23 protein-coding genes are annotated in these 25,405 nt (G+C 54.5%); 10 read left to right on the forward strand and 13 right to left on the reverse strand.

What is annotated here, in order from left to right:
* Positions 1-466: 466 nt before the first annotated feature.
* The 4 genes from BM485_06215 to BM485_06230 all read right to left on the reverse strand — a co-directional run bounded on the left by BM485_06215 (position 467) and on the right by BM485_06230 (position 6,275).
* Positions 467-2,542, reverse strand: coding sequence for a hypothetical protein (locus BM485_06215; protein ID OKY75925.1), 2,076 nt, complete (start codon positions 2,540-2,542; stop codon positions 467-469).
* 124 nt (positions 2,543-2,666) lie between these two features.
* Positions 2,667-4,250: a hypothetical protein gene (locus BM485_06220; protein ID OKY75926.1), complete on the reverse strand. Its 1,584-nt coding sequence runs from the start codon at positions 4,248-4,250 to the stop codon at positions 2,667-2,669.
* 91 nt (positions 4,251-4,341) lie between these two features.
* Positions 4,342-6,030, reverse strand: coding sequence for a prephenate dehydratase (locus BM485_06225; GenBank protein ID OKY76005.1), 1,689 nt, complete (start codon positions 6,028-6,030; stop codon positions 4,342-4,344).
* A gap of 47 nt (positions 6,031-6,077) precedes the next feature.
* Positions 6,078-6,275, reverse strand: coding sequence for a hypothetical protein (locus tag BM485_06230; GenBank protein ID OKY75927.1), 198 nt, complete (start codon positions 6,273-6,275; stop codon positions 6,078-6,080).
* Here BM485_06230 and BM485_06235 point away from each other — a divergent pair.
* The gene (locus BM485_06235; GenBank protein OKY75928.1) at positions 6,270-9,182 is read left to right on the forward strand and encodes a DEAD/DEAH box helicase; all 2,913 of its coding nucleotides are present in this window, start codon (positions 6,270-6,272) and stop codon (positions 9,180-9,182) included. The genes BM485_06230 and BM485_06235 overlap by 6 nt on opposite strands.
* Before the next feature lie 85 nt (positions 9,183-9,267).
* On the opposite strand, the gene BM485_06240 is transcribed toward BM485_06235, so the two are convergent.
* The 5 genes from BM485_06240 to BM485_06260 all read right to left on the reverse strand — a co-directional run bounded on the left by BM485_06240 (position 9,268) and on the right by BM485_06260 (position 13,820).
* Positions 9,268-9,735 carry a peptide-binding protein gene (locus tag BM485_06240; GenBank protein ID OKY75929.1) on the reverse strand — a complete coding sequence of 156 codons (468 nt, stop codon included), beginning with the start codon at positions 9,733-9,735 and terminating at the stop codon, positions 9,268-9,270.
* 93 nt (positions 9,736-9,828) lie between these two features.
* Positions 9,829-10,572 carry a TlyA family rRNA (cytidine-2'-O)-methyltransferase gene (locus BM485_06245; GenBank protein OKY75930.1) on the reverse strand — a complete coding sequence of 248 codons (744 nt, stop codon included), beginning with the start codon at positions 10,570-10,572 and terminating at the stop codon, positions 9,829-9,831.
* Between the two features lie 118 nt (positions 10,573-10,690).
* The gene (locus BM485_06250) at positions 10,691-12,037 is read right to left on the reverse strand and encodes a phosphoglucosamine mutase (GenBank protein ID OKY75931.1); all 1,347 of its coding nucleotides are present in this window, start codon (positions 12,035-12,037) and stop codon (positions 10,691-10,693) included.
* Positions 12,038-12,081: 44 nt separating this feature from the next.
* Positions 12,082-13,056, reverse strand: a complete 975-nt coding sequence (locus tag BM485_06255; GenBank protein OKY75932.1) for a hypothetical protein — start codon at positions 13,054-13,056, stop codon at positions 12,082-12,084.
* Entirely contained in the window at positions 13,029-13,820 is a 792-nt protein-coding gene (locus BM485_06260; GenBank protein OKY75933.1) for a TIGR00159 family protein, read from the reverse strand. The genes BM485_06255 and BM485_06260 overlap by 28 nt, the downstream gene beginning before the upstream one ends.
* Positions 13,821-14,093: 273 nt before the next feature.
* Between BM485_06260 and BM485_06265 the strand changes: the two genes are divergently transcribed.
* The 6 genes from BM485_06265 (at position 14,094) to BM485_06290 (ending at position 19,195) form a co-directional block, all read left to right on the forward strand.
* Positions 14,094-14,375 (forward strand): 30S ribosomal protein S20, encoded by a 282-nt coding sequence (locus BM485_06265; protein OKY75934.1) that lies wholly within the window; start codon positions 14,094-14,096, stop codon positions 14,373-14,375.
* A gap of 172 nt (positions 14,376-14,547) precedes the next feature.
* Positions 14,548-16,032 (forward strand): anthranilate synthase component I, encoded by a 1,485-nt coding sequence (locus tag BM485_06270; GenBank protein OKY75935.1) that lies wholly within the window; start codon positions 14,548-14,550, stop codon positions 16,030-16,032.
* A gap of 5 nt (positions 16,033-16,037) precedes the next feature.
* Entirely contained in the window at positions 16,038-16,625 is a 588-nt protein-coding gene (locus BM485_06275; GenBank protein ID OKY75936.1) for an anthranilate/aminodeoxychorismate synthase component II, read from the forward strand.
* A gap of 75 nt (positions 16,626-16,700) precedes the next feature.
* Positions 16,701-17,726: an anthranilate phosphoribosyltransferase gene (locus BM485_06280; protein ID OKY75937.1), complete on the forward strand. Its 1,026-nt coding sequence runs from the start codon at positions 16,701-16,703 to the stop codon at positions 17,724-17,726.
* Between the two features lie 3 nt (positions 17,727-17,729).
* Positions 17,730-18,494 carry an indole-3-glycerol phosphate synthase gene (locus BM485_06285; protein ID OKY75938.1) on the forward strand — a complete coding sequence of 255 codons (765 nt, stop codon included), beginning with the start codon at positions 17,730-17,732 and terminating at the stop codon, positions 18,492-18,494.
* Positions 18,495-18,559: 65 nt separating this feature from the next.
* Positions 18,560-19,195 carry an N-(5'-phosphoribosyl)anthranilate isomerase gene (locus BM485_06290; protein ID OKY75939.1) on the forward strand — a complete coding sequence of 212 codons (636 nt, stop codon included), beginning with the start codon at positions 18,560-18,562 and terminating at the stop codon, positions 19,193-19,195.
* Between the two features lie 129 nt (positions 19,196-19,324).
* Here BM485_06290 and BM485_06295 read toward each other — a convergent pair whose 3' ends face one another.
* From BM485_06295 to BM485_06310, 4 genes are all read right to left on the reverse strand, one after another.
* Positions 19,325-20,758, reverse strand: a complete 1,434-nt coding sequence (locus tag BM485_06295) for a peptidase S1 (GenBank protein ID OKY75940.1) — start codon at positions 20,756-20,758, stop codon at positions 19,325-19,327.
* 36 nt (positions 20,759-20,794) lie between these two features.
* Positions 20,795-21,736, reverse strand: coding sequence for a hypothetical protein (locus BM485_06300; protein ID OKY75941.1), 942 nt, complete (start codon positions 21,734-21,736; stop codon positions 20,795-20,797).
* Complete coding sequence (locus tag BM485_06305) at positions 21,733-22,314, reverse strand: hypothetical protein (protein ID OKY75942.1); 582 nt, start codon at positions 22,312-22,314, stop codon at positions 21,733-21,735. The genes BM485_06300 and BM485_06305 overlap by 4 nt, the downstream gene beginning before the upstream one ends.
* A gap of 252 nt (positions 22,315-22,566) precedes the next feature.
* Positions 22,567-22,842 (reverse strand): hypothetical protein, encoded by a 276-nt coding sequence (locus BM485_06310; protein OKY75943.1) that lies wholly within the window; start codon positions 22,840-22,842, stop codon positions 22,567-22,569.
* Positions 22,843-22,893: 51 nt separating this feature from the next.
* Between BM485_06310 and BM485_06315 the strand changes: the two genes are divergently transcribed.
* The 3 genes from BM485_06315 to BM485_06325 are packed head-to-tail and all read left to right on the forward strand — an operon-like array spanning position 22,894 to position 25,345.
* Positions 22,894-23,262, forward strand: a complete 369-nt coding sequence (locus BM485_06315) for a hypothetical protein (GenBank protein ID OKY75944.1) — start codon at positions 22,894-22,896, stop codon at positions 23,260-23,262.
* 2 nt (positions 23,263-23,264) lie between these two features.
* Entirely contained in the window at positions 23,265-23,537 is a 273-nt protein-coding gene (locus BM485_06320) for a hypothetical protein (GenBank protein OKY75945.1), read from the forward strand.
* Complete coding sequence (locus BM485_06325) at positions 23,534-25,345, forward strand: phosphoenolpyruvate--protein phosphotransferase (protein ID OKY75946.1); 1,812 nt, start codon at positions 23,534-23,536, stop codon at positions 25,343-25,345. The genes BM485_06320 and BM485_06325 overlap by 4 nt, the downstream gene beginning before the upstream one ends.
* Positions 25,346-25,405: the final 60 nt, after the last annotated feature.

Consider the following 25,405-nt stretch of genomic DNA (forward strand, 5'->3'; position numbering starts at 1 on the left):
GGATGCTATGCCGATCCTCTCTTTCATGTAAGAGCCGCATGCATACTATTGTCGGGCATACTCTGTATAAGCAAAAATCCTGCCATTGGGTCGGCTGGAATTCATTGTCGGCATATCTAAAGTATACTGTACGTTCCGGGAAATGGAAAGCTCCTTGTAAGGGAGCGGATTTGTCGTGTGTGGCCGGTCGGATGGCGAGAGGATGCGTTGATGTGTTTGAAAAAAAAAAGCCGGTGCTGGGAGGAGCACCGGCTTTTTTCCCCGTTACCGGGAACCTGAGAGAAAAATGAAGAAAGGAGAAAAGAAGAGGTAACAGCTTATTTGCCTGTTCTTTTATATTATAAGAGGCCGCCATATGGAAAAGGTTCCATAAAAAAAATAAAAACTTTTGTGCTTGCCGGTAAATTTTTTTCGGGCCTCGCTGTTTCTCAAAAAAAACAGAAGCGGATGGCTCGACAAGGACTTTTTATTTCTCCTCTCCCCAGTAGAGCCGGTCCAAACCGGTAAAGAGGGCAATGCGTGATTTTTCGAATTGCGCCATCAACTGGCCGGCTTCGTCTTTTTTTCCCTGGTGGGTCAAGGTTGCGATTTTCATTGCAAGGGCATGCACCTCCTGGTGGCTTTTTTCCACCGCAGCGAAAACAGGGGAAGCTTTCAGCGAGCTGCCCTCGGCGGAAAGCCATTTGCCGAAGGCGCAGCCCTGGTGATCCGGCACATCCACCGGGTTGAGGGAGGCGCCCCGATGAAGAACCCCTTCAAGCCTGGTTTTCCAGGCCAGATGCGCGGCCTTGACCTGACCGATGTCAAAGGCCTCGGCGCCGATGTCGAATTGACTGGTCTGTTCCTGCAGATCGGTTGCCAGTATTTTCAGGTTCTCAGAGTCGGCATGGACTTCCGCCGCCTGATCCGATGTTTTTCCCGCCCCTTCGCTTATATGTCTGGTGTCAACGGCAACACGTTGCAAATTGTTTGATGTTTCACGGAGCATCGGGGCGATTTTTTCATTGATTGAGCCTGCAAGCCCCTGAACCGTGGTTGAGACATTGCCGGCGGCGGAGGCGGTGTCGGCCACGGTCTGGGCGATTTCGTTTACCGTGGCCGACTGCTCTTCCACCGCTGCCGCGATGGAGTAGTTGATTTCGTTGACATTTTTGTTCATGTCCGAGATTCCGCGGATGGCGGTGACCACTGAGGAGGTGTGGGACTGCACGTCTTTCACGCTTTTTATAATATGAACGGTTGCCTCCGCAGTCTGGCGGGCCAGTTCTTTCACTTCGTTGGCGACCACGGCAAATCCTTTGCCCGCTTCACCCGCCCTGGCCGCTTCGATGGTTGCGTTCAAGGCGAGCAGTTTAATCTGTTCGGTGATCTCGGTGATCACGTCGACAACTTTGCCGATCTTGCCGGCCGCCTGGTCAAGTTCCGTTATCTTGTCACCGGACTGTTCACTCTGGTCCATGGCGAGGCGGGCAATTTCCGAAGCCTTGGCGCAATGCTGGGAAACCTCCTGGATGGAGCTGGTCATTTCCTCGATTGCCGCGGCCACACTGTTGACATTGTCGGACATTACCGCCGCATTGGTCGAAATTGTTGTTGTTTCGTGGGCAAGGGAATCAATCACCGAGGAGACTTCCGCAAGGCGTGTGGCGGCCTGGTCGGTTGTGACGGCCACATCTTTGGCCTGAAGCTTCAAGATATCCGTGTCTTTCATCATCTCGGAGGAAGTTGCCACCGTGCCGGCCGTTGCATACTCGACAATCCGGCTGTCCTGACGGGTGCGGCCCATGGTGAGGCGGAAAGAACGGATTGTGGCGTCCAGCACCTTGCCGGTTGCGCTCAGTTCATCATTGCCGCTGATGCCTGATTGGACGGAAACGTTCATTTTTTCAAGTGCGCCGATTACTTTATTTATTTTGCTCATCCTGTCTCGGAACAGATTCAGGGTGAGCCCCGTGAAAACAAGGAAGAGGATGGCTGAGGCGATGCCCAGGATCTGCAGGAGGAGCAATGTTCGCACTCGTTGTTCCGACTGATCCTGCATCATAACGACCGCCTTGTCCATTTCGACAAGCAGCGGCAGATTGTTGGCAAGAATCCAGTCGATATTTTTTCCGGATTTGTCGGGTGCGGTGATTTCCTCCTGGAGCCGAACGGCAAAAGCTTTCCAGAGCTGTTGTACTTTGTCCAGTTGTTGTCGTATTATTCCCTGGGCCGGAGGGCACTCCCTGTATTCGGTCTGGGACAGATTGGTGCCCAGGGGGGCCTTGCCGCCGTCCACAAGGGCCGTCAAGGTGAGGTCGAAAACTTTGATGGTATTTGCGACTCCTGCTGTGTCTGAACCGCCGCCAGCCAGTGACTTGCTGTGCAGATCAAGAATCTCCTTGCTCATTTTCTGGCTCAGCATTCTCTGGCGGCCGGCCAGATTGACAAGGAGGCCGTCATCTTTTTGCTGGCCGGTGACCACCCAGGTTGCCGCAAACATGCCGAGTATGATTGCCGTGAGTCCAATGGTCGAGAGGGTCAAGCGTTGAATGATGGTCATGCAAGTCCTTTGGGTAAAATTTAAGAACAGGGAAAAGGGAAAATTTCAGTTTCGATCCGCAATCGATGTCTGGATTTTATCTTACAGGAGGATTTTTTACGAAGTCAAGGAGGGAATCGGCGTTTTAGATCTGCAGCAGAAGCAGGTTGAGCAGGCCGATCAGGAAGCCGAGCAGGCCGCCGAAAAGGTTAATGTATTTGAACTGTTCCTGCATGATACTCATCAGCAGCGCCTCAAGGCGCAGCAGGTCAAGGGAGTCCACTTTCCTGGCCACGATTTTCTTGATGTTGAGGGAGTCGACCAGGCCGGGTACCTCCCGCACGAGAATATCGCCCACCTGTTGCTGGATATATTCGGCAAAAGAGAGCTGCACGTCCTTGGGGAGGAGGTCGGCCGGTCGGCCGATGGGTTTGGCCAGCAGTTTCTTTTCCACCAGCTCGATCACGAGGTCGTTGAGAAGCTGTTTGATCTTGCTTGATCGGAAGAGTTTGATAACTTCGGCTGACGTCCATTTGCCGCCATGGTCAACCGCGTCAGGACCGAAGATGTCTTCGATGATTGTTGCCACCGGTCGTTCAGACTGGGAGAAAAAGGCCTGGCGCAGAAGATTGGTCACTGAAGTCGCCGTGGCCGGGCGGGCAACGAGGTCGCTGATCCTGCCGCTGAATTCATGGGAAATTTGATCAATTTTCACTCTGTCAATGTCGGAAAGCAGGGTGGAAAGAGGTTTGGTCAGAAATTCATCGGCCTTGTCCCGCAGCATCCTGGCCGTTTCTTCCCGAATGGATTCATCTGCCAGCCACGTGCCGATTTCTGCTCCCTTTTCCTCAAGATATTCCCCGACCTTGTTGCGGATGGTTTCAGGCTTGATGAAGCTTGCCATCATGGCGGCGAGAGGTCCGAGGGAGCTGGTGAAACTGCCGATGGCCCGGCTGATGGTTTCAGCGATTTTTGCCTGCATGGCCGGCTCCTGCAGCATGGCAGCGACCTTTTCCAGCAGACCGGGAGCTTCCTGTTCCAGCTGGTCAAGGAATAAGTGGGTAATTTCCGGGGGGACGATATCGTTCAGCGAGCGGTTTTCGTGCAGGGTGGAATCGATTTTGTCCTTCACCTGGCAAGCGATCCAGTCCTTGACATCCTGACCGGCCAGGATGTCCTGCACCGTTTTTTCCAGAAACAGGTAAAAGTGGTCCTGGTTTTCCCTGGGAAAGAGGTCGCTGAATTTTTTTTCAAGGATCCCTGCCAGCTGGTTGTTGACCGCCTTGTCAATGGTGCGGGCGAAGTCCGGGCTGTCAAGGTAGGCATGCATGTGGGAGATGAACCGCAGCCGGATGATCTTGACGCTTGCCTGAAAATAGGATTGGAATCGTTCCGGAATGACGGTCGTGATCGGCCCCAGATCCTTTTGCAGCAGCGAGGTCACCCGGTCGGCGATAAGTTCATGCAGTTTCTGCTGGAAACGGTCGCCGGCGATGGCCCGGCTCACGTCCTGGCTGGTCAGCAGATGTTCGCCCACCATCTCGCCTATGTTGCGGGCCAGCTGATGCCTTTTCGACGGAATGACGCCGGGGGTCATCGGCACCCGGATACCGGCTATTTTCCAGGGGCGCAGGGGGCGAAAAAGCATTTTGATGGCCACATAATTGGTCATGTAGCCGATGAATGCCCCCAGCAGGGGCGGGGCGGATAGTTGCAGCAGCGTATTCATTGTTTGTCTTATTTGTCCGACTGGTCTAATCGGTCTTGCTGGTTTGACTGCTTGGGCAGGTCAGACAGGTGGGGCGATCAGACCAGATTTTTCATGATTTGATCATCTTGCCCAAGGTGTCATCCACCGCCAACGACTGTTTCATGGAGGAGCGGAGGAATTCTTCCGTAAGGTATTTTTTGTTTTGCTCGATGAAATCGCAGAGCTCTTTGATTTGTTTTTTTTCCGACATTTCAATCAGCGTGAGGATGTTTTCGGCAAAACTTTTGACGATTTTTCTGCCGTCACCGCTGGTGGACATGATTTCCGCGTAGGTTCGGGGGTTCTGGTTATGCACCCTGGCCATGGAAAGGATGCCATACAGCGAGGTGAGGGTTGAATGGGCGGCGATGTCGGCGGTGTTGATGCTGTTGTCCGCAAGCGCCCTGGCCAGAGCCACCGAGATGGTGGTGGGCAGCTTCTGTCCGACCCCCATCAAGAGGTCATGGCTGTTCGGTGTGTCATGGCAGATGGCGGCCCCGTGTTTATATAAAAAGGCCTCAAATTCGCTGCACAAGGCGCCGCTGCGGGAGGTGCGCACCACCGAGGCGTTCTTGTCCTTCATGGTTGCGGCGGCGGGTCCCCACAGGTTATGAACCAGCATCAGTTCAACCCCTTGGCTGGTATGGGCCAGGGCTGTGTTCAACGTCTTTTCCGCCTCGCCGGCCAGCAGGATAAGCGCCTGGCCGTCTCGCAGGAATGGGCCGTATTTTTCTATTGTTTCCGGAGTGTTGCTTATCGGCACACAGATCAGGACCACATCCGCGTCAACAATCATCTGTTCCGGCTGCAGCGGGGTCGAGCGGCCGGTGAGCAGTGTTTTGTAACCTTCATGCTCCAGCTTGTCGGCAAACCATTTGCTCATGTCGCCGGTACCGATGAAGCCGAAGGTTTTGATGCGCTTCACTCGCATGTCGACCCGGGGATAGCTGCCAAGAATCTTGATGGAGTCGCTTTCCTGGATGACCTGCTTTTCAATGCTTTCCAGGGCGGCGGCAACCGGGGTGTCGTCCCGGTGCCCCTCCGCTTCGATGTAAATCTGCAGTTTCTGGGTGCGGGCGTCGGATTCCGCCCGCATATCGAGAATATTGATGCCGCGTCGGGTGAATTCGCCTAAGGTGTCATAGAGCATGCCGACCCTGTCTTTCAGGGGAACGGTGATGAGCGAGGTGGCATCATAGCCGGTACGGGCCGCTGGTTTGTGGCCCAGCAAGGCGAAACGGGTTTTGTTGTGGGAGACGATTTCCCGTTCCCTGATGACAAGCCCCTGGTCGAGAAGCAGTTTTTCCGCCTCAATGACCCCCCGGTCGGTGATGTTTTTCTCTTTGATTTCGGCGATGGCCTTTTCCAGGTCTGTCACGCTGAGCAGGGAGATGTCCGGGTAGACTCTGGCAAAATGGTCTTCGCACTGGCGCAGAACCATTTTGGTGCCGAGCAATACTTTCAGCTCCTGTTCGCTGTTCAACGAGCCGAGGGAAAGATGGATGGGCAGAACAATGTTGTCGACCCAGTAGCTGTCGGTCAGCTTTTCCATGATCTGAAAAGAGCGGACGATACCGCCGATTCTGCTGTTGTAGACGGGCAGCAGCAGAAAATCGGTCTTTTTCGTTGTGAAGTCTTCAACCGCCGGATTAACATGGGAGTAGCCGGCGATTTCACTGTCAGGAGAAAATGAACGGGCCGCCAGCCAGGCATGGGAACCGCGGGGGCCGATAATTGCTATGGTACTTTTTCTTTTCATGGGAGAGGTGTCGTTTTGTCGGCTCGCATTGAACAAAAAAAATCGGATCATAAAACTTTCCATTTATCCTTTTTCCCGCATCCTTTCAATGGGAAATACGAAATGCACTTTGCCGGCAGGGTATTTTTTTTGAGAAGACAGGAGTCAGGAGTCAGGAGCCGGAATAACTGCATTTTTTTCTTCTGGCTTCTGTCTTCCGGCTCCTCTGGGCTAACCAACTGCGAAAATAAAATGCGATCATGCACAACCGATCCGGAACAGTAGACGAATATATAACATCCCTCAAGGCCTCTCCCCGTTTCGGCCCACAGGTGGTGCACCATGAGCGCATTGCCGCCAGTGCGGCATCTCACTCCGTTCTGGCACCTGCTTTTGCCGCGCCGCTGCGCAAAGCCCTTATCGAGCTGGGGATCGAGGCTCTTTACAGCCATCAGGTCCAGGCCATGGAGAAGATCAGGCAGGGCAGGGATATTCTTGTCGCGACACCCACTGCCAGCGGCAAGAGTCTGATATTCAACCTGCCGGTCTGTGAAAAAATTCTGGAAAATGCCGCAACCACCGCCCTTTATCTCTTTCCCCTGAAGGCGCTGGCCCAGGATCAACTGCGCTCCGTTCAGGAGCTGATCAGGTCGATGCAGCTGGAAAAACCGATGAGCGCCGCGGTGTATGACGGCGACACCTCCGTTTACCGGCGCGGCAGGATGCGGGAGAATCCCCCCAATATCCTGATCTCCAACCCGGACATGCTGCATCTCTCCATGCTCCCTTACCACGGCAGCTGGTCGTCCTTTTGGAAAAATCTGCGTTTCGTGGTGCTGGATGAAGCGCACACCTACCGCGGTGTTTTCGGCAGCCATGTGGCCTGGGTGATCAGACGGCTGCAGCGTATCTGCCGGTTGCATGGCGCGGATCCACGGTTTCTGCTTTTTTCCGCCACCGTGGGCAACCCGGAAACGCTCGGCAATGATCTGCTGGGCCGTCCGGTGGAGTTGATCGGCACGACCGGAGCGCCCAGAGGCAATCAGCATTTTATTCTGTTTGATCCCTTGGAAGGGGCTGCCTCGACGGCAAGCCAGATGCTCGAGGCAGCGCTGAAGCGTGGATTAAGGGCCATCGTTTATACCCAGTCACGTAAAATGACCGAGCTGGTCGCCGGCTGGACCCAGTCACGCCTCGGGCCGTTGCGGCAAAAGCTTGCCGCCTATCGGGCCGGGTTCCTGCCGGAGGATAGGCGGGAAATCGAGGCGCGGCTGGCCGACGGTGAGTTGCTGGGCGTTGTTTCCACCAGCGCCCTTGAGCTCGGCATTGACATAGGAAATCTTGATATCTGCATTCTGGTCGGCTATCCCGGCTCCATCATGTCGACCTGGCAACGGGGTGGCCGGGTAGGTCGACGGCAGCGTGATTCCCTCGTTCTTCTCCTTGCCCAGGAGGATGCCCTGGATCAGTATTTCATGCGCCATCCCCGGGATTTTTTCGAGCGTCCGGTGGAGGATGCGGTGTTGAATCCCTTTAATCAGGTCATTATGCGGCGTCATCTCGTCTGTGCCGCCGCCGAGGTTCCTTTGAGCAGAAATGAGCCGCTTCTTGCCGTGGCCCAGTGTCTGCGGGAGGCGGAGGATCTTACCGGATCAGGGGAGCTTCTGTTAAACGCCGCGGGTGATACCTGGTTCACCAACCGCAAATATCCCCAGCGTGAGGTTGATCTGCGCGGCAGCGGCAAGAATTACACCATCAGAAGAAGCAGTGATCATGAACTGATCGGCGAAATCGATGAGCATCGTTGCTTCAAGGAGTGTCATCCCGGCGCCGTATATCTTCACATGGGTGTCACCTGGCTGGTTGAGCGCCTTGATCTTGACGCCCGCCTGATTCTGGTTCGGCAGGCACGGCTCAACTATTTCACCCGGGCGATGTCAACCAAGGAAACGGAAATTCTCGATGTGCATGAGAATGTGCAACTGGGCAATATCAGGGCATCCCTTGGTTTCCTGCGAGTCACCGATCAGGTCACCGGTTTCCAGCGGAAACTGCTCCGGGGCCAGAAGACCATCGGCACTGAATATCTTGATTTGCCTCCCCAGGTTTTTGAAACGGAAGGCCTGTGGTTCGAGGTGCCGCTTTCACTGCAGCACAAGCTGGAAAAGCGGGAGATGCACTTCATGGGCGGCATTCACGCCGTGGAGCACGCCGCCATCGGGGTTTTTCCTCTGCTGGTGCTGTGCGACCGTAATGACGTGGGCGGTATTTCCTACCCCTTTCACCCCCAGCTGCAGGTTTCGGCAATATTCATCTATGATGGGTATGCCGGCGGGGTGGGACTGGCCCGCCAGGTTTTTCAACGCATCAGGGAGCTGCTGCAGGTGAGCCGTAAGACAATCATCGATTGTTCCTGCCAGGCCGGATGCCCGAGCTGTGTTCATTCACCGAAATGCGGTTCCGGCAACAGGCCGATTGACAAGGCGGCAGCTCTTGCGGTGCTGGACGGCCTGCTGGAAGAATCGGTTGTCGCAGGACATGCCGCTGCTTTCGTGGATCAAAAGGAGAAAAACAGGAAGATGGTCGTGCCGGCATCGACCGGGATCAGGCGTGAGCTGCCCAGGCGATACGGGGTTTTTGATGTGGAGACCAAGCGTTCGGCCGACGAAGTGGGGGGCTGGCACCGGGCGGAGAAGATGGGGGTCAGCGTGGCCGTGGTTTATGACGGAGAAAAGGGTGATTTTTTTGTCTACCGCGAGGAGCAGATGGCTGAGCTGATCGCGCATTTGCGCGGGCTTGATCTGGTGGTGGGATTTAACAACAAACGTTTTGACTACCGCGTCCTGTCTGCCTACACGGACTTTGACCTTGCTCGGCTTCCCTCCCTGGACATCCTTGAAGAGGTGAAAAACAGGCTCGGTTACCGGCTCAGTCTGGAGCGTCTGGCGGAAAAAACCCTGGGCATCAAAAAAAGCGGCAGCGGGTTGCTGGCCCTGCAGTGGTATAAGGAGGGCCGCTTTGACAAGATAATCGACTATTGCCGCAAGGATGTCGAGATCACCCGAGATCTGCTGCTTTTCGGTGTCTGCAGCGGATACCTGCTTTTTCAGAACAAGGCCGGCCACACGGTGCGCTGCCCGGTAGAGTTTGGCTGTGCGGTTGCAAATGGATAATTGACAATGAATGCGGAAACAACAACTTTCCGCCAATTATCAATTATCAATTATCAATTATCCATTGCTCATTCTCAAGTGCCGTTTACGGCCAGACCAGTGATTTGTGGATCCAGCCCGTGGTGCCGTCGGTATGACTGACCTGCAGCCATTCGCCTTCGGTTTTGGTGGGGGCAAAGACGACGCCGTAGAGGGCCGAGGCGACGACTTCATAGTTTTCGCCGGGGCCTACCCGGATGTTGGCTTTTTTTACCTTGATGATAACGGTTTTTTTGTCGCTCAAGAGTGAATCGAAAATCCAGCCGCTATCGCCTTCAAAATCTTCGATTTTTGCCCATTTGTCCTTGCGCTGCAAGACTTTGAGTGGAAAATCCTTGAAAACTTCCCAGTACACCTCTTCGTTGGTGCCGGGACCGGAACGGATATTGGCACCGTCCTTGTTTACGCTGACATATTCAGCGGCGGATACCGGTGCTGCAAGGAAAAAGGAAAACAAGGATATCCCGAGGCATGTGGCAAGGTGCCTGAATATTGTCTTTTTTGTTTTTTTCATCAGTTTGAATCTCCAAAATACAGAATTGATGGCGTTACGGAATTGCCGACTGCTGCGTTACGTTTTGTAAATTAGCATTATCGGGGCGTCAAGTCAAATTGAAAGCCGATTTATTGCACCGAGATAAATCAGAAATTCCTTGTTCCCTTTGGGGCCGAGGATGGGCGACTCTATCACCCCATGGGAAGCGAGTTGGAGCGAGGCGGCAAAACGGCTGATTTCTTCAACCACCTCGGCATGCAGTTCCTGGTTTCGGACCACACCGCCCTTGCCGACCTTGCCCTTGCCCACCTCGAATTGCGGCTTGATCAGGGCGATGACGGCATGGTTGCTTTTCAGCAGGGGGAGTATCGGCGGCAGCAGCAGCTTGAGTGAAATAAAGCTTGCGTCAATCACCGCAAGATCAAGTAATTCCGGGATGTCGCCGGGTTGCAGATGCCGGGCATTGGTCCGTTCCATGACCACCACCCGGGAGTCCTGCCTGAGTTTCCAGTCAAGTTGTCCGTAGCCGACGTCCACGGCGTATACCCTGGCTGCGCCGGCCTGCAGCAGGCAGTCGGTGAAGCCACCGGTGGAGGCGCCGATGTCCGCGCAGACGAGTCCTGTCGGATCAAGGGCGAAAAATTCCAGGGCCCGGGCCAGCTTCAACCCTCCCCGGCTGACGTAGGGGCATTTTTCCTTGAGATCAATGGTCGCATCGTCGCCAACCAGCGTTCCGGCCTTGTCGACCATCCGGCCGTTGACCAGGACCTGTCCCGCTCCGATAAGAGCCTGGGCCTTGTGGCGGCTTTCCGCAAGATTGCGCAGCAGGAGCAGTTTGTCGAGGCGAAGCTTCATATTGGTCCTATTGGTCTAACTGGTCCTATTAGTCTGACTGGTCCTACTCGTCGGACCAGCCAGACCAGCCAGACCAGTCGGACTAGTCAGACCAGTTGGACCAGTCGGACCAGTCGTGCTAATCCGCCTTCCTGATCAGTTCGCAGAGTTCGTCCGCCATGGTGTCGATGGTGTCCATGTTTTTCCCTTCCAGCATCACGCGCACAACCGGTTCGGTGCCGGAAAGCCTGACCAGGATGCGGCCGTCACTGCCCAGTTTTTTTTCCATGCGTTGCGTCGTTTCCTTGAATTTCGGCACCAGGTCAAGGTCGATTCGTTTGGATGTTCTGACGTTTTTCAAGACCTGGGGGAATGTTTCCATGATGGAAGCCAGTTCGGAAATCGGTTTGCGCCGTTTGATCATGATGGCAAGCAGTTGCAGGGCGGCGAGGATGCCGTCGCCGGTGGTGTTGTGTTCAAGAAAGATCAGGTGTCCGGACTGCTCCCCTCCGAAAGAGTAATTGTGCTGGCGCATCATTTCCACCACGTACCGGTCTCCCACCTGGGCGCGGACCATTTTGCCGCCCATGTTTTCCATGGCCATTTCCAGCCCCATATTGCTCATGACGGTGGCAACCAGGGTTTTTTTCTTCAGTTTCTTGCGGCTGAGGAGATCGGCGGCGCAGATGGCCATGATGTGGTCGCCGTCGACAATGTTACCCTTTTCATCGGCAACGATGACCCGATCGCCGTCGCCGTCCAGGGCAATCCCCATGTCCGCTCCCAGTTTTTTGACCTGATCGGCCATGAGGCGTGGGTGAAGCGCGCCGCATTCGTGATTGATGTTTTTGCCGTCCGGTTCCACCCCGATTTTTGTCACCTTGGCGCCCAGCTCTTCAAAAACATGGGGGGCGACACCGTATGTCGCGCCGTTTGCGCAGTCGAGGACGATGTGGAATCCATCCAGGGTGTAATTGCGTGGAAAGGTATTCTTGAGAAAAACAATGTACCGGCCCCGGGCGTCCTCGATGCGCGCCGCTTTGCCGACCTCATCCGCCACCGGACGCAGGGCCGCCATTTTCTGGGAAAAAATGAGATCCTCGATGTCCGCCTCCCGCTCGTCGGGCAGCTTGAAGCCGTCACCGGAAAATATCTTGATGCCGTTGTCCTGAAAGGGATTGTGCGAGGCGGAAATGACAACCCCGGCATCGGCGCGCATACTGGTGGTGATAAAGGCAATGCCCGGTGTGGGCAGTGGGCCGCACAGCAGGACATCCACCCCCATGGAGCAGATTCCGGCGGCCAGGGCATTTTCCAGCATGTAGCAGGAAAGCCGGGTGTCCTTGCCGATGACAATGCGATGGCCATGCTTGAAATCCTTCACCTGAAAGGCAATGCCGCGGCCGATCTGCATGGCGATTTCAGTGGTCATGGGATAGGTGTTGGCGACGCCACGCACCCCGTCGGTGCCAAATAGTCTTCTCATAATGTTATTCCTTTCACGGCGACGTAAAACGTCTTTTCCCGTGATTATTGGTCGATGCCGTTTTTTTCTTCCTTGATATCCGCAAGAGCTGTTTCCGGACTGATGGCGATGACTTCAATGTCCTCGGCCGGGGTGACTTCAACCGTCAACTTATGGGTGCCGGCGGGAAGTTCAACTCCGATGATGCGGGCGCGAAACAATGTTTTCAGGTCTTTGGTCTTGCGCGCCGTTGTGTAGGGAATAAGCGCCGTGACCGCGACCGTTTCAGGGGTCAGGGTATATGTCTTCTTGCCGCTGAGCAGCAACCTGATTGGAATGCCCTTGACCGTTTTTTTCTCCTTTTTTTCCTGAATAATGATGGTTGCGTTGACAATCGGGTCGCCGACCAGATCGCGGATGGGATCCGCAAGCTCCAGGGCAACCGCGCTGGTCGTCGATTCGGTCAGGTGAGAAATGTCGATGGGCAGGGTGGCGATGGAGTCACACTGCTCCACCACAATCTGCGGCCCTGTCACCGGAATTGCCGGCGGATCGATAGTAATGGAGACCAGTTCGTAGCCTGCTGGTGGCTGTCCCTTGGCCGTGGCCAGCACAGGAATATCTTTTTTTATCAGTTTGTCAAGTTGCAGGATGATATCGGTCGGTTTAACGCGCAGCAGGCGAACACCCCGGGGCAGGGAAATGGAATCTTCCGTGTTCTGGAAAGCCCTGGTGCCGGGCTTGGCCCTGGAAAGGTCGATGGGGCGGTAAATACGTTCCTCGTCGAGGTTGCGAATAAGGCCCCTGGGGCCGTTTACCGTGATTTCCAGCTCATTCTTGAACTGATTGGAAATGGTCAGGTCGGCAGGCAGGTTGAGAATCTCCACCGGGATGTTAATGGTCTTGTCGATTTTATCTTCGCCGACCACAAAATACCAAAGAAAAAGGGCAAAGAAAAAAGAGATAAGTTTGAGTACCCAGTTTTTCGGCCAGGGCCGGTTGAACCATTGTTTTATTTTCTTTGAAGCCAGGTTTTCCATTTGGTTGTGTCGAATTCCTTGGGAGTAAGAATTCCCTCAAGGCGGCTGCGCAAAGAGGGAATGTCGAGGCCGCTGGTTATACCGCCGTGCAGAACGAGGGAGATCTGACGGGTTTCCTCGGAAACCACCACCACCACGGCATCCGTTTCCTCGGAGATGCCGATGGCCGCCCGGTGACGGGTGCCGAGTTTTTTGCTGATATACGGGTTTTTGGTCAACGGCAACACGGAGCAGGCGGTGAGGATTCTGTTCTTGTGGATAATAACCCCGCCGTCATGAAGCGGCGAGGAGGTGTGAAAGAGGCTGACCAGCAGTTCCATGGACAGTCTGGCGTCGATAATGTGGGACGATTCGATGTAGTCTTTCAGTCCGGTTTCCCGTTCAATGACGATGAGGGCGCCGGTCTTCCGGTCGGAAAGATATTTGGCGGCATGGACGATTTCGTCGATGGACTGAACGGTTTCTTCCGTCATCTTGCTGAATGGTGTTTGTCCCACCTCGGTCAGAGCGCGCCTGATGTCCCTTTGGAAAACGATAATGATGATCAGGAAAATGGAACTGAGGAAGGTGCCCAGCAGCCAGTAGAGGGTCATGAGCTCAAGCTCGCGGGCGCCGAAATAGACAACGATCAGGACGCCGATGCCGATCAGCATCTGTGCGGCCCGTGTTCCCTTGATTATCAGGATGATGCGGTAGATAATGTAGGAAACAAGCAGGATGTCGACAACATCCTGCCATCGGAGTGATTTGAGCGCTTCAAGCATGAACTTTTAATTTTTCTCCTGGCGGCATTTTTAAAAGTCGGGATTTTTTGTTTCCATTCATTAAATATATATATGATATTAACGAATTATGCGAGGCTGGAAAGGGTTTTTCGACTTTTTTTGGAAAAAAAAGAAAGGAGATGTTGGTGCTTGACATCGGCAGGAAAGTAATTTATATAAATTCTTTTCTAATTTGAAACAGTTTCGCCTTTTTATTGATACGGTAAAGAGGCTGAGAGTTTTACGGCATTTTGCAACAAGAGGAGAACTATTTTGGCTAATCATAAATCAGCAAGCAAAAGAAATCGGCAGAGTCTTCTCAGTCGGGCGCGCAACAGGTCAAACCGCAGCATGGTGAAAACCGCAATCAAAGCGGTGGATGCGGCTATTGCTCAGGAGTCTGTCGATCAGGCCCAGGCAGCCTTAAGGGCTGCTATTCCGGTCATCCAGAAAGCCGCGTCCAAGGGAACTCTGCACAAGCAGAATGCCTCACGCAAGGTTTCTCGTTTGACCAAAAGAGTAAACAGCTTTATCGCCGCCGCTTCCGCTGCGTAGGAGTTCCGCTGTCCCCTGTCGTGACAGGGGGTGTGAACAATGACAGAGCCGAATCTTTTTTTGTCTTTATCTGGAGTGAAGAAATATGCCATGGGCGCCTATGCGGTTCCCATGGCTTTTTTTTTGCCGGGAAGCGGGAAACCGTTCCCGGCCTGGAGGCTTGACTTAAATTATGCATAAGCCGGAGTTGGGCGATTTTATAAAACTGGCGGACAAGGCGCGGCTTATTCCCGTCTGTCGGGAGATTGTTGCTGATCTGGACACGCCGTTGACGGTTTTTGCCAAAGTCGCGGGGGATGAGTCCCATGCTTTTCTGCTGGAAAGTCTCGAGGGCGGAGAAAAATGGGGGCGTTATTCCTTTATCGGACTTGATCCTCTCCTGACCTTTGAAAGTCGGGGGAACAGGATCGTCATCCAGCGTGACGGCCGGATTGAAGAAAGCACCGGAGATCCTCTTGCTGAGCTCAAGGCGGTGCTTGCCTCTTTTCAGGCCTGTCGGGAAAGCGATTTCCTGCCCCGGTTTTTCGGCGGCGCGGTCGGTTATCTCGGGTATGACATGGTCCGCTTCATGGAGAAACTGCCGGAAATAAATCCGCCGCTGGCGGAGTTTCCGGACAGCTCCTTCATGGTTCCCCGTATAGTGCTCATTTATGACAATCTGAAGCAGACCCTGACCGTGGTCAACTGTGTTGTCCTGGAAGATGGTCAGGGACTGGAAGAGCTGTATGTCAAGGCATGCCGGCAGATCGACGCCATGATAAATCGACTGCGGCGCAGGCCTCTTCCCTATGATGTGGTTGACGGCGACCAAACCGGGCATCGGCACCGTTTTTCCTCCAACATGAGTGAAGAGTCGTTCAAGGCCATGGTGAAACGTGCCAAGGAATATATCATGGCAGGCGACATCATTCAGGTGGTGCTTTCCCAGCGTTTTCACAGCCGGACCTACCTGCCGCCCTTCATGCTCTACCGGGCGTTGCGCCATATCAACCCGAGTCCCTATCTTTTTTATCTGAAGCTGGGCAAAAACATCCAGATCGGTTCATCGCCGGAAATCCTGGTGCGGCTGGAGGAAGAGAAGATCGAGGTGCGGCCCATTGCCGGCACCAGGCCGCGGGGGAAAACACGGGAAGAGGATCTTGCCCTGGAAAAAGAACTGCTGGCCGACCCGAAAGAAAGGGCCGAGCATCTGATGCTGGTGGACCTCGGACGCAATGACGTGGGACGGGTAGCGGAATACGGAACGGTGGAAACCCATGATCTGCTGGTCATTGAGCGATACAGCCATGTCATGCACATTGTTTCCGGGGTACGCGGGCAACTGGCGGCCGGCAAGGATCAGTTTGATGTGGTGCGGGCCTGTTTCCCGGCCGGCACGGTCAGCGGTGCTCCCAAGATCCGGGCCATGGAGATCATTGAGGAGCTTGAACCGGAACGGCGGGGGCCCTATGCCGGTGCCGTGGGTTACTTCGGGTTTTCCGGCAACATGGATTTCTGTATCACCATCCGCACCTTCGTTATGCAGGATGATAATCTCTGGGTGCAGGCCGGGGCCGGAATCGTGGCGGATTCAGATCCGGAAATGGAATATCAGGAGACGCTGAACAAGTCTCGTGGACTCAGGCGGGCCGTGGAACTGGCGGAAAAAGGATTTTAGCGGACATGATCGTCATTATCGATAATTACGACTCTTTTACTTATAATATCGTCCAGACCATCGGTGGATTCGGGGAAAAACTCCAGGTTTTCCGCAATGATGAAGTGGATATTTCCTTTATTGAAAAAATCAGGCCGGATCGGCTGCTGATTTCACCCGGACCCTGTGACCCTGCCCAGGCCGGCATTTCCATTGCCGCCATCCGCCATTTTGCCGGGGTTATCCCGGTGCTTGGAGTCTGTCTCGGCCATCAGTCCATCGGCGAGGCATTCGGTGGCCGGACGGTGCGGGCCGGCCGCGTCATGCATGGGAAAACCAGCGCCATTCATCACGACGGCAAGGGAGTTTTCACCAATCTTCCCAATCCTTTTGACGGCATGCGCTACCATTCGCTGGTGGTCGGCGATGAGTCCTTTCCGGATTGTCTGATCAAAACCGCCCGGACGGATCAGGGCGAACTGATGGGGGTGCGTCACAAAACCCTGATGGTGGAGGGGGTTCAGTTTCATCCTGAGTCCATCATGACCCCGGATGGTGTCCAGCTCTTGCGAAATTTCGTCAGCCCGGATTACGAAAAGATGTATTTTGCCTAGTTTTTTTGCCTCCTCGCGAAACGAGGACTCCCACCTGGTGGGAAATCTAATTAAAATGAGCTGCAGGAGTCATATATGATCAGGGAAGCCATTGCCAAGGTTGTAGAAGGGATTGATCTTGCCGAGGAGGAAATGGTCGGTGTCATGCACGAGATCATGGGCGGCGAATCAACCCCGGCCCAGATAGCCTCCTTTATAACCGCGCTGCGGATGAAAGGTGAAACCATTGATGAAATTGCCGGAGCTGCCCTGGTCATGCGGGAGAAAGCGACCCGGGTTGACGGAGCGGACAAGGGCGACATTCTGGTCGATACGGTCGGCACCGGCGGCGACTTGTCCGGCACCTTCAATGTGTCGACAACGTCGTCTTTTGTGGTGGCGGGTGCCGGGGTCGCGGTGGCCAAGCACGGCAATCGTTCCGTGTCCAGTCATTGCGGCAGCGCCGATGTGCTGGAAGCCCTTGGCGTCAATTTGAATCTCAGCGCGCCGCAGATCGGCGCCTGCATCCGTCAGGTCGGTATCGGCTTCATGTTCGCCCCCATGCTGCATGGATCGATGAAACATGCCATCGGTCCCCGCCGGGAAATCGGCATCAGGACGGTTTTTAATGTGCTGGGGCCGTTGACCAATCCGGCCAATGCCAATGTCTATGTGCTGGGTGTCTATACCCCGACTTTGATTGAGAAGCTTGCCAATGTGCTGGCCCGGTTTTCCGTCCTTCGGGCCCTGGTGGTCTGCGGCGCGGGGAACATCGACGAGATCACCATCACCGGCGAAACCGCGGTGGCCGACCTCCATAACGGCAAGGTGACGACGTATACCATCAAACCCGAAGACGTGGGTTTAAAGCGCGCGACCCTGCAAGAGATCAAGGGCGGCAGGACGGCTGAGGCTTCGGCCGAACAGTTGCGTTCGGTTTTGCGGGGTGAAGCCGGACCGCGGCTTGACATGGTCCTGATGAACAGCGGCGCGGCTTTGATGGCGGCCGGGAAAGCATCTGATCTTCATTCCGGAGTTGCACTGGCCCGCGAGACCATTATGTCGGGGGCTGCCATGGCAAAGCTTGAGGCTTTGATAAAATTTTGCCGGGATGCGGGGTGATCCTTGATTTTAGATACCATTGTCGAAGAAAAACTGCGTGAGGTGAGTCGTTTGCTGGCTTCCGGACTCGGCGAACCGATTGAGGAAGTTGCGCCGCCCCGGGGATTCCGGCAAGCCCTTATCGATTTTGCGGGAGTCGCCCTTATTGCCGAAGCCAAAAAAGCCTCGCCGTCCAAGGGGGTCATCTGCCCGGATTTTGACCCGGTGCGCATTGCCCGGGAGTATGAAGCGGGCGGGGCTCAGGCCATTTCTGTGCTTACCGACGAAAAATTTTTCCAGGGCAGTCTTTCCTATATTCCTCAAGTGCGGCAGGCAGTGCAGCTGCCGGTGCTGCGCAAGGATTTTATCATCCATGAGGCACAGATCACCCAGGCGCGAAAATTCGGCGCCGATGCCGTTTTGCTCATCGCCGCTATTCTGGATAAAAACCGGATGGCGGATTTTCTCGCTCAGAGCCGGGAGCTGGGCATGGACGTTCTCGTTGAGGTGCATGACGAGGCGGATCTGGAAAAGGCCCTGGCGGTTGACAGTCCGCTCATCGGCATCAACAACCGCAACCTCAGGGATTTTTCCATGGATCTGGAGACAACCTTCCGGCTGAAGAAGTTGATTCCGGATTCCATCCCCGTGGTCAGCGAATCAGGTATTCGCACGGTGGAAGACATCGGGCGCCTGGCGGCTGCAGGCGTGGCTGCCGTGCTGGTTGGCGAGACATTGATGCGCGCGGGCGGTCGTGAACTTGCGGTACATGAACTGATGGGGCGTTAAACTGATCCGTTTTCAGTTGCCGGTTCGACATTTTGCCTATTTTTTGATTTTTTTGAGGAGGATGAATGAGATCCAGAACACGGATCAAGATTTGCGGCATGACGGATGGAAACGATGTGCGTCATGCCGTTGACGCGGGTGTCGATGCCCTGGGATTTATTTTTGTCCCGGACAGTCCACGATACATCAACCCGGAGCCGGCCAGGGAAATAATCAGCCGCCTGCCTCCTTTTGTTGATGCAGTGGGGGTTTTCATGAATGAGGAGGCTGCCCGTGTCCAGGAAATCGTCCAGTATTGCGGGTTAACCATGCTGCAGCTTCACGGCGTCGAAACTCCGGAGTATTGCCGTCAGTTTCAGCTGCGGGTGGTCAAGGCCTTTCAGGTGCACCCCGAGCTGAGCGCGGAAAATTTCAAACCATACGAAGACGCGGTTTCCGCTTTCCTGCTTGATACCTACCATAAAACCCGGGGCGGCGGCACGGGGCAGGTTTTCGACTGGGCACGCCTCAAGGAGCTGCAGCTTGCGAAACCGGTGATACTGGCAGGGGGAATTGGTCCGGACAATGTCGTTCGGGCTATTTCCGAAGTCCGGCCTTTTGCCGTGGATGTCAATTCCGCTGTTGAAAAGGAACCGGGCAGGAAGAGCGCTGAGCTGGTTACCCGGCTCATGGCGGCGGTCGCCTCCTGTTGTCAGGTTTGACAGGGGGAAAATCGTATCTCGCATTCCCGCAGTTGGCTGGTTGTTTAAAAAAAAGAGGCCGTAAAGAACATCATGGTTCTTTGCGGCCTCAGCTTTTTCCCGAATTGCTTACTGCGGGGGAATGACGAGTTATTTTTGCGGTTCGATCACCACAAAACGGGTGTGTTTGTCCCGTTTAGCGCGTAACAGGATGCTGCTGTTCTTTTCAAGATTCGCCATTGCCTGGTTATATTCGTCAACAGTCTTGACGACCTTGCGGTTTACCTCAAGAATCAAGTCGCCCGGCTGCAGGCCGACTTGCTCCGCGGCTGATCCCGGTTCCACATTGGCGATGACGACTCCCCCTTTTTCCTTGATGTTAAAGGAGCGCGCCAGTTCCGGGGTCAGTTCCTGCACCGTCAGGCCAAGCACGGAGGTTGACTGTTCCCCTGCAAGTGCCGTCTCCTCGTCAAGTTTGGCGATGGTCACCGTGACTTCTTTCTTTTTGCCGTTACGGATAAGGGCGACCGCAGCCTTTTCCCCAACCGGAGTCTGGGCCACAAGGTTCGGCAGCATGCTCATCTCAAGAATTTCTTTGCCGTTGTATTCGACAATGATATCACCCGCCTCAATGCCGGCCTTTGCCGCCGGACTATCCGGTGTGACTTCGCCGACCAGCGCGCCGATCGGTCTGTCGAGGCCGAATTTCTGGGCAAGATCCTGATTGACGTTCTGGATCATGACGCCCAGCCAGCCTCGGACAACCTTGCCTGTTTCCTTCAATTGCTCCACCACGTTTTTTGCCATGTTGACGGGAATGGCAAAGCCGATGCCGATGTTGCCGCCGCTGCGGCTGTAGATCGCCGTGTTGATGCCGACCATCTCGCCGTCCATGTTGAAAAGCGGCCCGCCGGAATTGCCTGGATTGATGGAGGCGTCGGTCTGGATGAAGTTTTCATAGGCGCCGCTGCCCAGGGTTCTGCCCTTGCCGCTGACAATGCCTGCGGTAACGGTCTGCTCAAAGCCGAATGGATTGCCGATGGCCAGCACCCAATCGCCCACTTTCAGCAGTTCGGAGTCGCCGAACACGACATAGGGTAACGCGCCTTTCGGCTCGATCTTGATCAGGGCCACGTCGGTTTTAGGGTCACGACCGATTATTTTTGCTTCATACTCTTCATGATTGGCAAAGCGCACATTGATTTCATCCGCTTCATCAATAACATGGTTGTTGGTGACGATATAGCCGTCAGCCGAAATAATTACACCTGAACCGAGACTGGTCCGCTTCTGCGGCACGGCCTGACCGTGATAGCCGTTGCCGTTGGGGCCGGGCTGCTCAAAAAATTTTTTGAAAAGTTCCGGCACGGCCGGATGATCAGGGAAAGGGAGGTACGTCATGGGGGGTGATTTGACGGTCTGGGTGGTGTAGATGTTGACGACCGTGTCGCCGTATTTTTCCACCAGCGGGGCAAAGGTGTCCGGACGGCCGGCGAATGCCGGCAGGGTCAGGAAGAAAATTGATGCACTGATGAGAAGTGCCATCAGTGAATGTGTTTTGCCGTGTCTTTGCATTGCAGTCATTCCTTATGGTGAATTGTGAAAAATGGTGGTTGCTGCTTAATTAAGGGTCACCGCCACGGTCAGGAAGCGTTTGGGAGAGATGTAGCGGCTGTCTCTGGCGTAGGCGGGAGTAAATGACGACGTTTTCTGGCAGCAGATGCGGCGGAGTTGATCAAAGTTGCCGGCCGGAACGGAAAGTAACACGGTATTCTGGTTATAGATATCCGCCTGCCAGTCGGGGGATTGCATGATCTGCCGCATCACAGCCAATTGTTCGGCCGGATCACTCGCGTGGATGGAAATCAGCAGATCCGGTTGAATGGCGGGCTTCTGGTGATAGCGGGAAAGGGAAAGCAGAGGCCTGTCAATATAGGAATGCGTATGGCCGCCGGTTGAGACGAAATCCACCGCGGTCGGGGCCTTTTTTTCCGTCTGCCTGGGGACCATGGCATACTGGGGAAAGGCTGTGGCGTCGTCTTCCTCATACTCGGACAGCTGGGGAACGCCTGGGTAAAAATCCTGATGTCCTGTTTTTTCCGGCATGTTCTTGGCCAGCAGGGAGGGGGGCGGTGAATCCGGAGTGCTGACCTCCGCCCGTGAGGATGCGTCGGGCTGGGGAGTTGTCGTGCCCGGCTGTCCGGAAAAGGGCATGATCTGGAGCAAGGAGGCGCAGGCAAAACCGATGACGAGCATGGCGAAAGCGGTAGGAATCGCTACTTTTCTTTCCGTTGCCCCTGCCAGCCATTCCTTGATTTTTTCCGAAAAAGATCGGCTTTCGAGTTTGCCGTGAATGCCGGCGAGAAATCCGGGGGGGACTTTTGCCGTCGGCATCTGGTGAAGAATGGAGAGGGTGGCCTTGAAAGCCTGCCATTCCCGATTGCAATGACTGCATGAGCGCAGATGAGATTCAAGTGCCGTCCTTTGGTCCGAGGCAATTTCTCCATCATAATAGAAAGAGAATAAATTTTGACAATCATCGCATTTCATAAGCAGACTCATAAATCGTTATAGATTTTTTTCAAACGGTCCTTCAGCGAAGACCTGGCCCTGTTAAGTTTTGATTTTACCGTGCCCAGCGGGATGTCCAGAATGGCGCTGATCTCTTCATATGCCAGTTCCTGCAAATCACGCAAAATAAGAATTTCTTTTTCCGCCTCGCCCATGGCATCAATGGCTGATCGAACAATCCTGATAGTGTTTTCCTGCTGAAGCGTTTTTTCCGGTCCTTCATCTCCGACAATCTGAATAAACGTCTCTTCGTCGTCGAGCGAGATGTTGCTGAAATACCCCCTGCGCGACAGTTTTTTGTAACGGTTGCGGCAATGGTTAATGGCTATCTGATACAGCCATGATGTAAATTTGTTCCGCTCCCGCAGGTTGCCGAGAGACTTATATACCGTGACGAAAATATCCTGGGCCAGGTCATTTGCCTCTTCAGGACTTTTGACGTAATTCAACGCAAGATTGTAGACCTTTGTCTGATAAAGCAGAACCAGGCGATTAAAGGCCTGTTTGTCGCCTGCAAGAAAAGCCTGGACCAGCTGTTCGGTTTCTGATTGCAGCTCTTCATTTCCCATGGAACACCCGGCATCCTAACCTGGTCAGCAGGTGTTTCCCGTCTGCAAATATGACTGCCTCAGATGGTGGTGCCCCGGCGACAGCGTCGAATTTTTTCAGTGTTCCGTCTTTGGGTGTTAGACAGAATGATATGTGAAAAGGTTCCATGTTTTTACCTGAAATCGTATTTCTCCGGAGATCCCCGGCCGGCGCCAAAGAAAAAAAACATGCACTCCGTGCTTGAATCTTTCCCGTGTGTCCCGCCTATTCGGTCATCCGGCAAAGTGAAATTTGCAGCCAAACGTGACCCGTTTGCCGGCCCGCCGCTGAAATTGTCTTATATTGTAGTCATCAAATGGATAACATACAATGGAAACGATTTTTTTTGCAAATAGCTTGTCGGCTCTCTCCTTCTTCTTCCCGAAAAAAACGAACGAAACAGCATATTCCGGCAAAAAAAAGGACGACGCAATCATTCCTTCCGCTGTTGCCTTTTTGTTGCCGCCGTTGTATGTGATATCGAAATGGACCGGAATGATCGAGATCATCAGCGTGTCTCGCCCCTTTTTTCACAAGGCTTTTTTCAACATGGCAGGTATATGGAAAAAATAGTAGAAGAACTGCACAGGATTTTTCGTTTAAAAGAGACCACCGAAGAAGGTGATATTGTCATTATCGTTGCGGAAAAACCGCAGACCTTGACTTACGCGCTGGTCACCGGCTTTGAGCGGGACAGTGCGAAACGGGACGAGTGGTGGCATGTGAGCATGCAGCTGCTGACGGTGCCGCCGCAGAAGGTCGTATGGACGCTGAGGACGGCGCAATTCACCGGCAAGGATATTTTTACCATGGGTGGTGAAAAAAGGTACATCAAGGCAGTGGATTTCACCAAGCCGAACAGCGATCCGAAAAAAGAAAAAAAAACCGCCCCGAAGAAGAAAAAAACAGTGCTCCGGGTCGTCAAATAATCATGGAAATCCGGCAAAGGGAGATGGTAATCGCCAACCGGTTCGGCCTGCATGGCAGGACATCGGCCATACTGGTGGAAACGGCCAGGAAATTCGAGGCGGAAATCAAGCTGGTCAAGGATGACATGGAGGCCGATTGCAAGAGTATTCTTGATGTGATGTCCATGGCCTGTACCAAGGGGACGCCGGTTTCCATCAAGGCGAGCGGACCGGATGCGGAAGAGGCGCTTGCCGCCCTGGCCGGACTCATAGCCGAAGGATTCGGCGAGCAATGAACGGGGCCGGGCGCGAGGACAAGACGGCGGAGTTTTTCGGCATCGGAGTCTCGCCGGGAATCGTCATCGGCCGGGCTTTGCTTGCCCGATGCGGGGGTGCCGTCCAGAAGCGGGAAATAGGAGGTGCCGAGGTTCCGCAGGAACAGCAGCGTTTCCGTGAGGCCGTTGCCCGAGCGGAAGAAAAGCTGCTCCGGCTGCGGGATCATATTTCCGCTGTTCTCGCCGACTACGGTGCCATCATTGACAGCCATCTTCTCATGCTGCGGGACAGATTTCTTTATGAGCGGACGCTGGAAATCATCGACAAGGAAAGGGCGAACGCCGAGTGGGCTCTGGAAAAGGCCCTTGCCCACGTGGAAAAGCTTTTCGCCCGCATGGATGATGCCTATATCAGGGCCCGCTTTGATGATGTGCGCCATGCGGTTGAGGGAATATTTGCCGAACTGTCCGGAACGGAAAAGCTGCCTGCCCTGAACGGCGGAAAAGTGGTTCTTGTTGCCCGGGATTTTTCCCCGGAGGATATTCTGCACATGCGCGGAAACAGCGTTGGTTTCCTTGCCGCCATGGGCGGGGAAACGTCTCACGCCGCCATTGTGGCGCGCACCTTGGGAATACCCGCAGTGGTCGGGGTCAAGGATATTGCCGCCGGGGTTCATGATGGTGATCTGCTTATTCTGGATGGTTCCACCGGCCGTGTTTTCATCAATCCCTCCGTTGATCTGATATCCCGTTATCAGGAACGGCAGAGTCATCTCCGGCGTTACAGTCTTGAGGCGGCGGGCCATGCTCATCTGCGTTCCGAAACCGTTGACGGCATGCGGGTAAACGTTGAGGCGAACCTGGAAAGCGGTGACGAAATCAGTCAGGCTTTTCAGTGTGGCGCCGCCGGTGTCGGACTGTTCCGAAGTGAATATCTCTATCTGGCGGCAGACCATCTCCCTGATGAGGAAACCCTTTTGGACGCGTATCGCGATTTGCTGTCGCTGGCCGCGCCGTTTCCGGTGACGATCAGAACCCTTGATGTCGGGGGCGACAAGCTGTTTGTCGGGCAGGGAAAAGGAGCGGCCGTGAAACGATGCAAGGCTGGCGAGAGATGCCGGGAGGCAAACCCGGCCCTCGGACTGCGGGCTATCCGCTATTCACTGCGGGAGCCGGCCATTTTTACCACCCAGCTCAGGGCGCTGCTCAGGGCAAGCACCGCTGGGAATCTTCGCATTCTTTTCCCCATGATATCCTCGTACTGTGAACTGATACAGGTAAAGGAAATTATTGCACGATTGCGGGAGGATTTGCGAGGGCAGGGCATCCCTTTTGATGAGAATGTCAAGTTCGGCATTATGGTGGAGGTGCCGAGTGCGGTGGCGGTGGCGGATACCCTGGCGCGGGAGGTTGATTTCTTCAGTATCGGCACCAATGATCTTATCCAGTATGCCCTGGCCATTGACCGGGGCAATGAGCAGGTTGCCCACATGTACGAGCCTCTGCACCCGGCGGTGCTGCGGATGATCAGCCACGTTGTGCAATCCGGTCACCGGGGCGGTATCGAGGTCGGCATCTGCGGCGAGATGGCCGGACAGGAAAAGTATCTTCCCGTGCTGCTTGGGCTGGGGCTGGATTCCTTCAGCATGCACCCCCCGGCCATACCTTTTATAAAAAAAATGATCCGTAAAAGCCGGTCGGACGAGGTGGAAGAGCTGGCGGCACAATTGCTGGCAAGCTCCTCCTCCATCGAAGCGAGAAAGTGTTTGCAACGTTATCTTGCCGATCATCATCCTGAGCTGGTGAAGGACAATGCTGGGGGCGAGTAAACCTGATGAACTCGTAAAAAAAAATGAAATTTTAACGCAGAGAGACAAACTCACAAAGAA

The organism is Desulfobulbaceae bacterium DB1, assembly GCA_001914235.1.
Lineage (GTDB): Bacteria > Desulfobacterota > Desulfobulbia > Desulfobulbales > SURF-16 > DB1.

Bases quoted from the DNA above. Each gene is read 5' to 3' on its own strand.
- BM485_06215 (OKY75925.1), bottom strand. From the start codon at position 2,542: ATGACCATCATTCAACGCTTGACCCTCTCGACCATTGGACTCACGGCA.
- BM485_06220 (OKY75926.1), bottom strand. From the start codon at position 4,250: ATGAATACGCTGCTGCAACTATCCGCCCCGCCCCTGCTGGGGGCATTC.
- BM485_06225 (OKY76005.1), bottom strand. From the start codon at position 6,030: ATGAAAAGAAAAAGTACCATAGCAATTATCGGCCCCCGCGGTTCCCAT.
- BM485_06235 (OKY75928.1), top strand. From the start codon at position 6,270: ATGCACAACCGATCCGGAACAGTAGACGAATATATAACATCCCTCAAG.
- BM485_06240 (OKY75929.1), bottom strand. From the start codon at position 9,735: ATGAAAAAAACAAAAAAGACAATATTCAGGCACCTTGCCACATGCCTC.
- BM485_06245 (OKY75930.1), bottom strand. From the start codon at position 10,572: ATGAAGCTTCGCCTCGACAAACTGCTCCTGCTGCGCAATCTTGCGGAA.
- BM485_06250 (OKY75931.1), bottom strand. From the start codon at position 12,037: ATGAGAAGACTATTTGGCACCGACGGGGTGCGTGGCGTCGCCAACACC.
- BM485_06255 (OKY75932.1), bottom strand. From the start codon at position 13,056: ATGGAAAACCTGGCTTCAAAGAAAATAAAACAATGGTTCAACCGGCCC.
- BM485_06260 (OKY75933.1), bottom strand. From the start codon at position 13,820: ATGCTTGAAGCGCTCAAATCACTCCGATGGCAGGATGTTGTCGACATC.
- BM485_06270 (OKY75935.1), top strand. From the start codon at position 14,548: ATGCATAAGCCGGAGTTGGGCGATTTTATAAAACTGGCGGACAAGGCG.
- BM485_06275 (OKY75936.1), top strand. From the start codon at position 16,038: ATGATCGTCATTATCGATAATTACGACTCTTTTACTTATAATATCGTC.
- BM485_06280 (OKY75937.1), top strand. From the start codon at position 16,701: ATGATCAGGGAAGCCATTGCCAAGGTTGTAGAAGGGATTGATCTTGCC.
- BM485_06290 (OKY75939.1), top strand. From the start codon at position 18,560: ATGAGATCCAGAACACGGATCAAGATTTGCGGCATGACGGATGGAAAC.
- BM485_06295 (OKY75940.1), bottom strand. From the start codon at position 20,758: ATGACTGCAATGCAAAGACACGGCAAAACACATTCACTGATGGCACTT.
- BM485_06300 (OKY75941.1), bottom strand. From the start codon at position 21,736: ATGAGTCTGCTTATGAAATGCGATGATTGTCAAAATTTATTCTCTTTC.
- BM485_06305 (OKY75942.1), bottom strand. From the start codon at position 22,314: ATGGGAAATGAAGAGCTGCAATCAGAAACCGAACAGCTGGTCCAGGCT.
- BM485_06310 (OKY75943.1), bottom strand. From the start codon at position 22,842: ATGATCTCGATCATTCCGGTCCATTTCGATATCACATACAACGGCGGC.
- BM485_06315 (OKY75944.1), top strand. From the start codon at position 22,894: ATGGAAAAAATAGTAGAAGAACTGCACAGGATTTTTCGTTTAAAAGAG.
- BM485_06320 (OKY75945.1), top strand. From the start codon at position 23,265: ATGGAAATCCGGCAAAGGGAGATGGTAATCGCCAACCGGTTCGGCCTG.
- BM485_06325 (OKY75946.1), top strand. From the start codon at position 23,534: ATGAACGGGGCCGGGCGCGAGGACAAGACGGCGGAGTTTTTCGGCATC.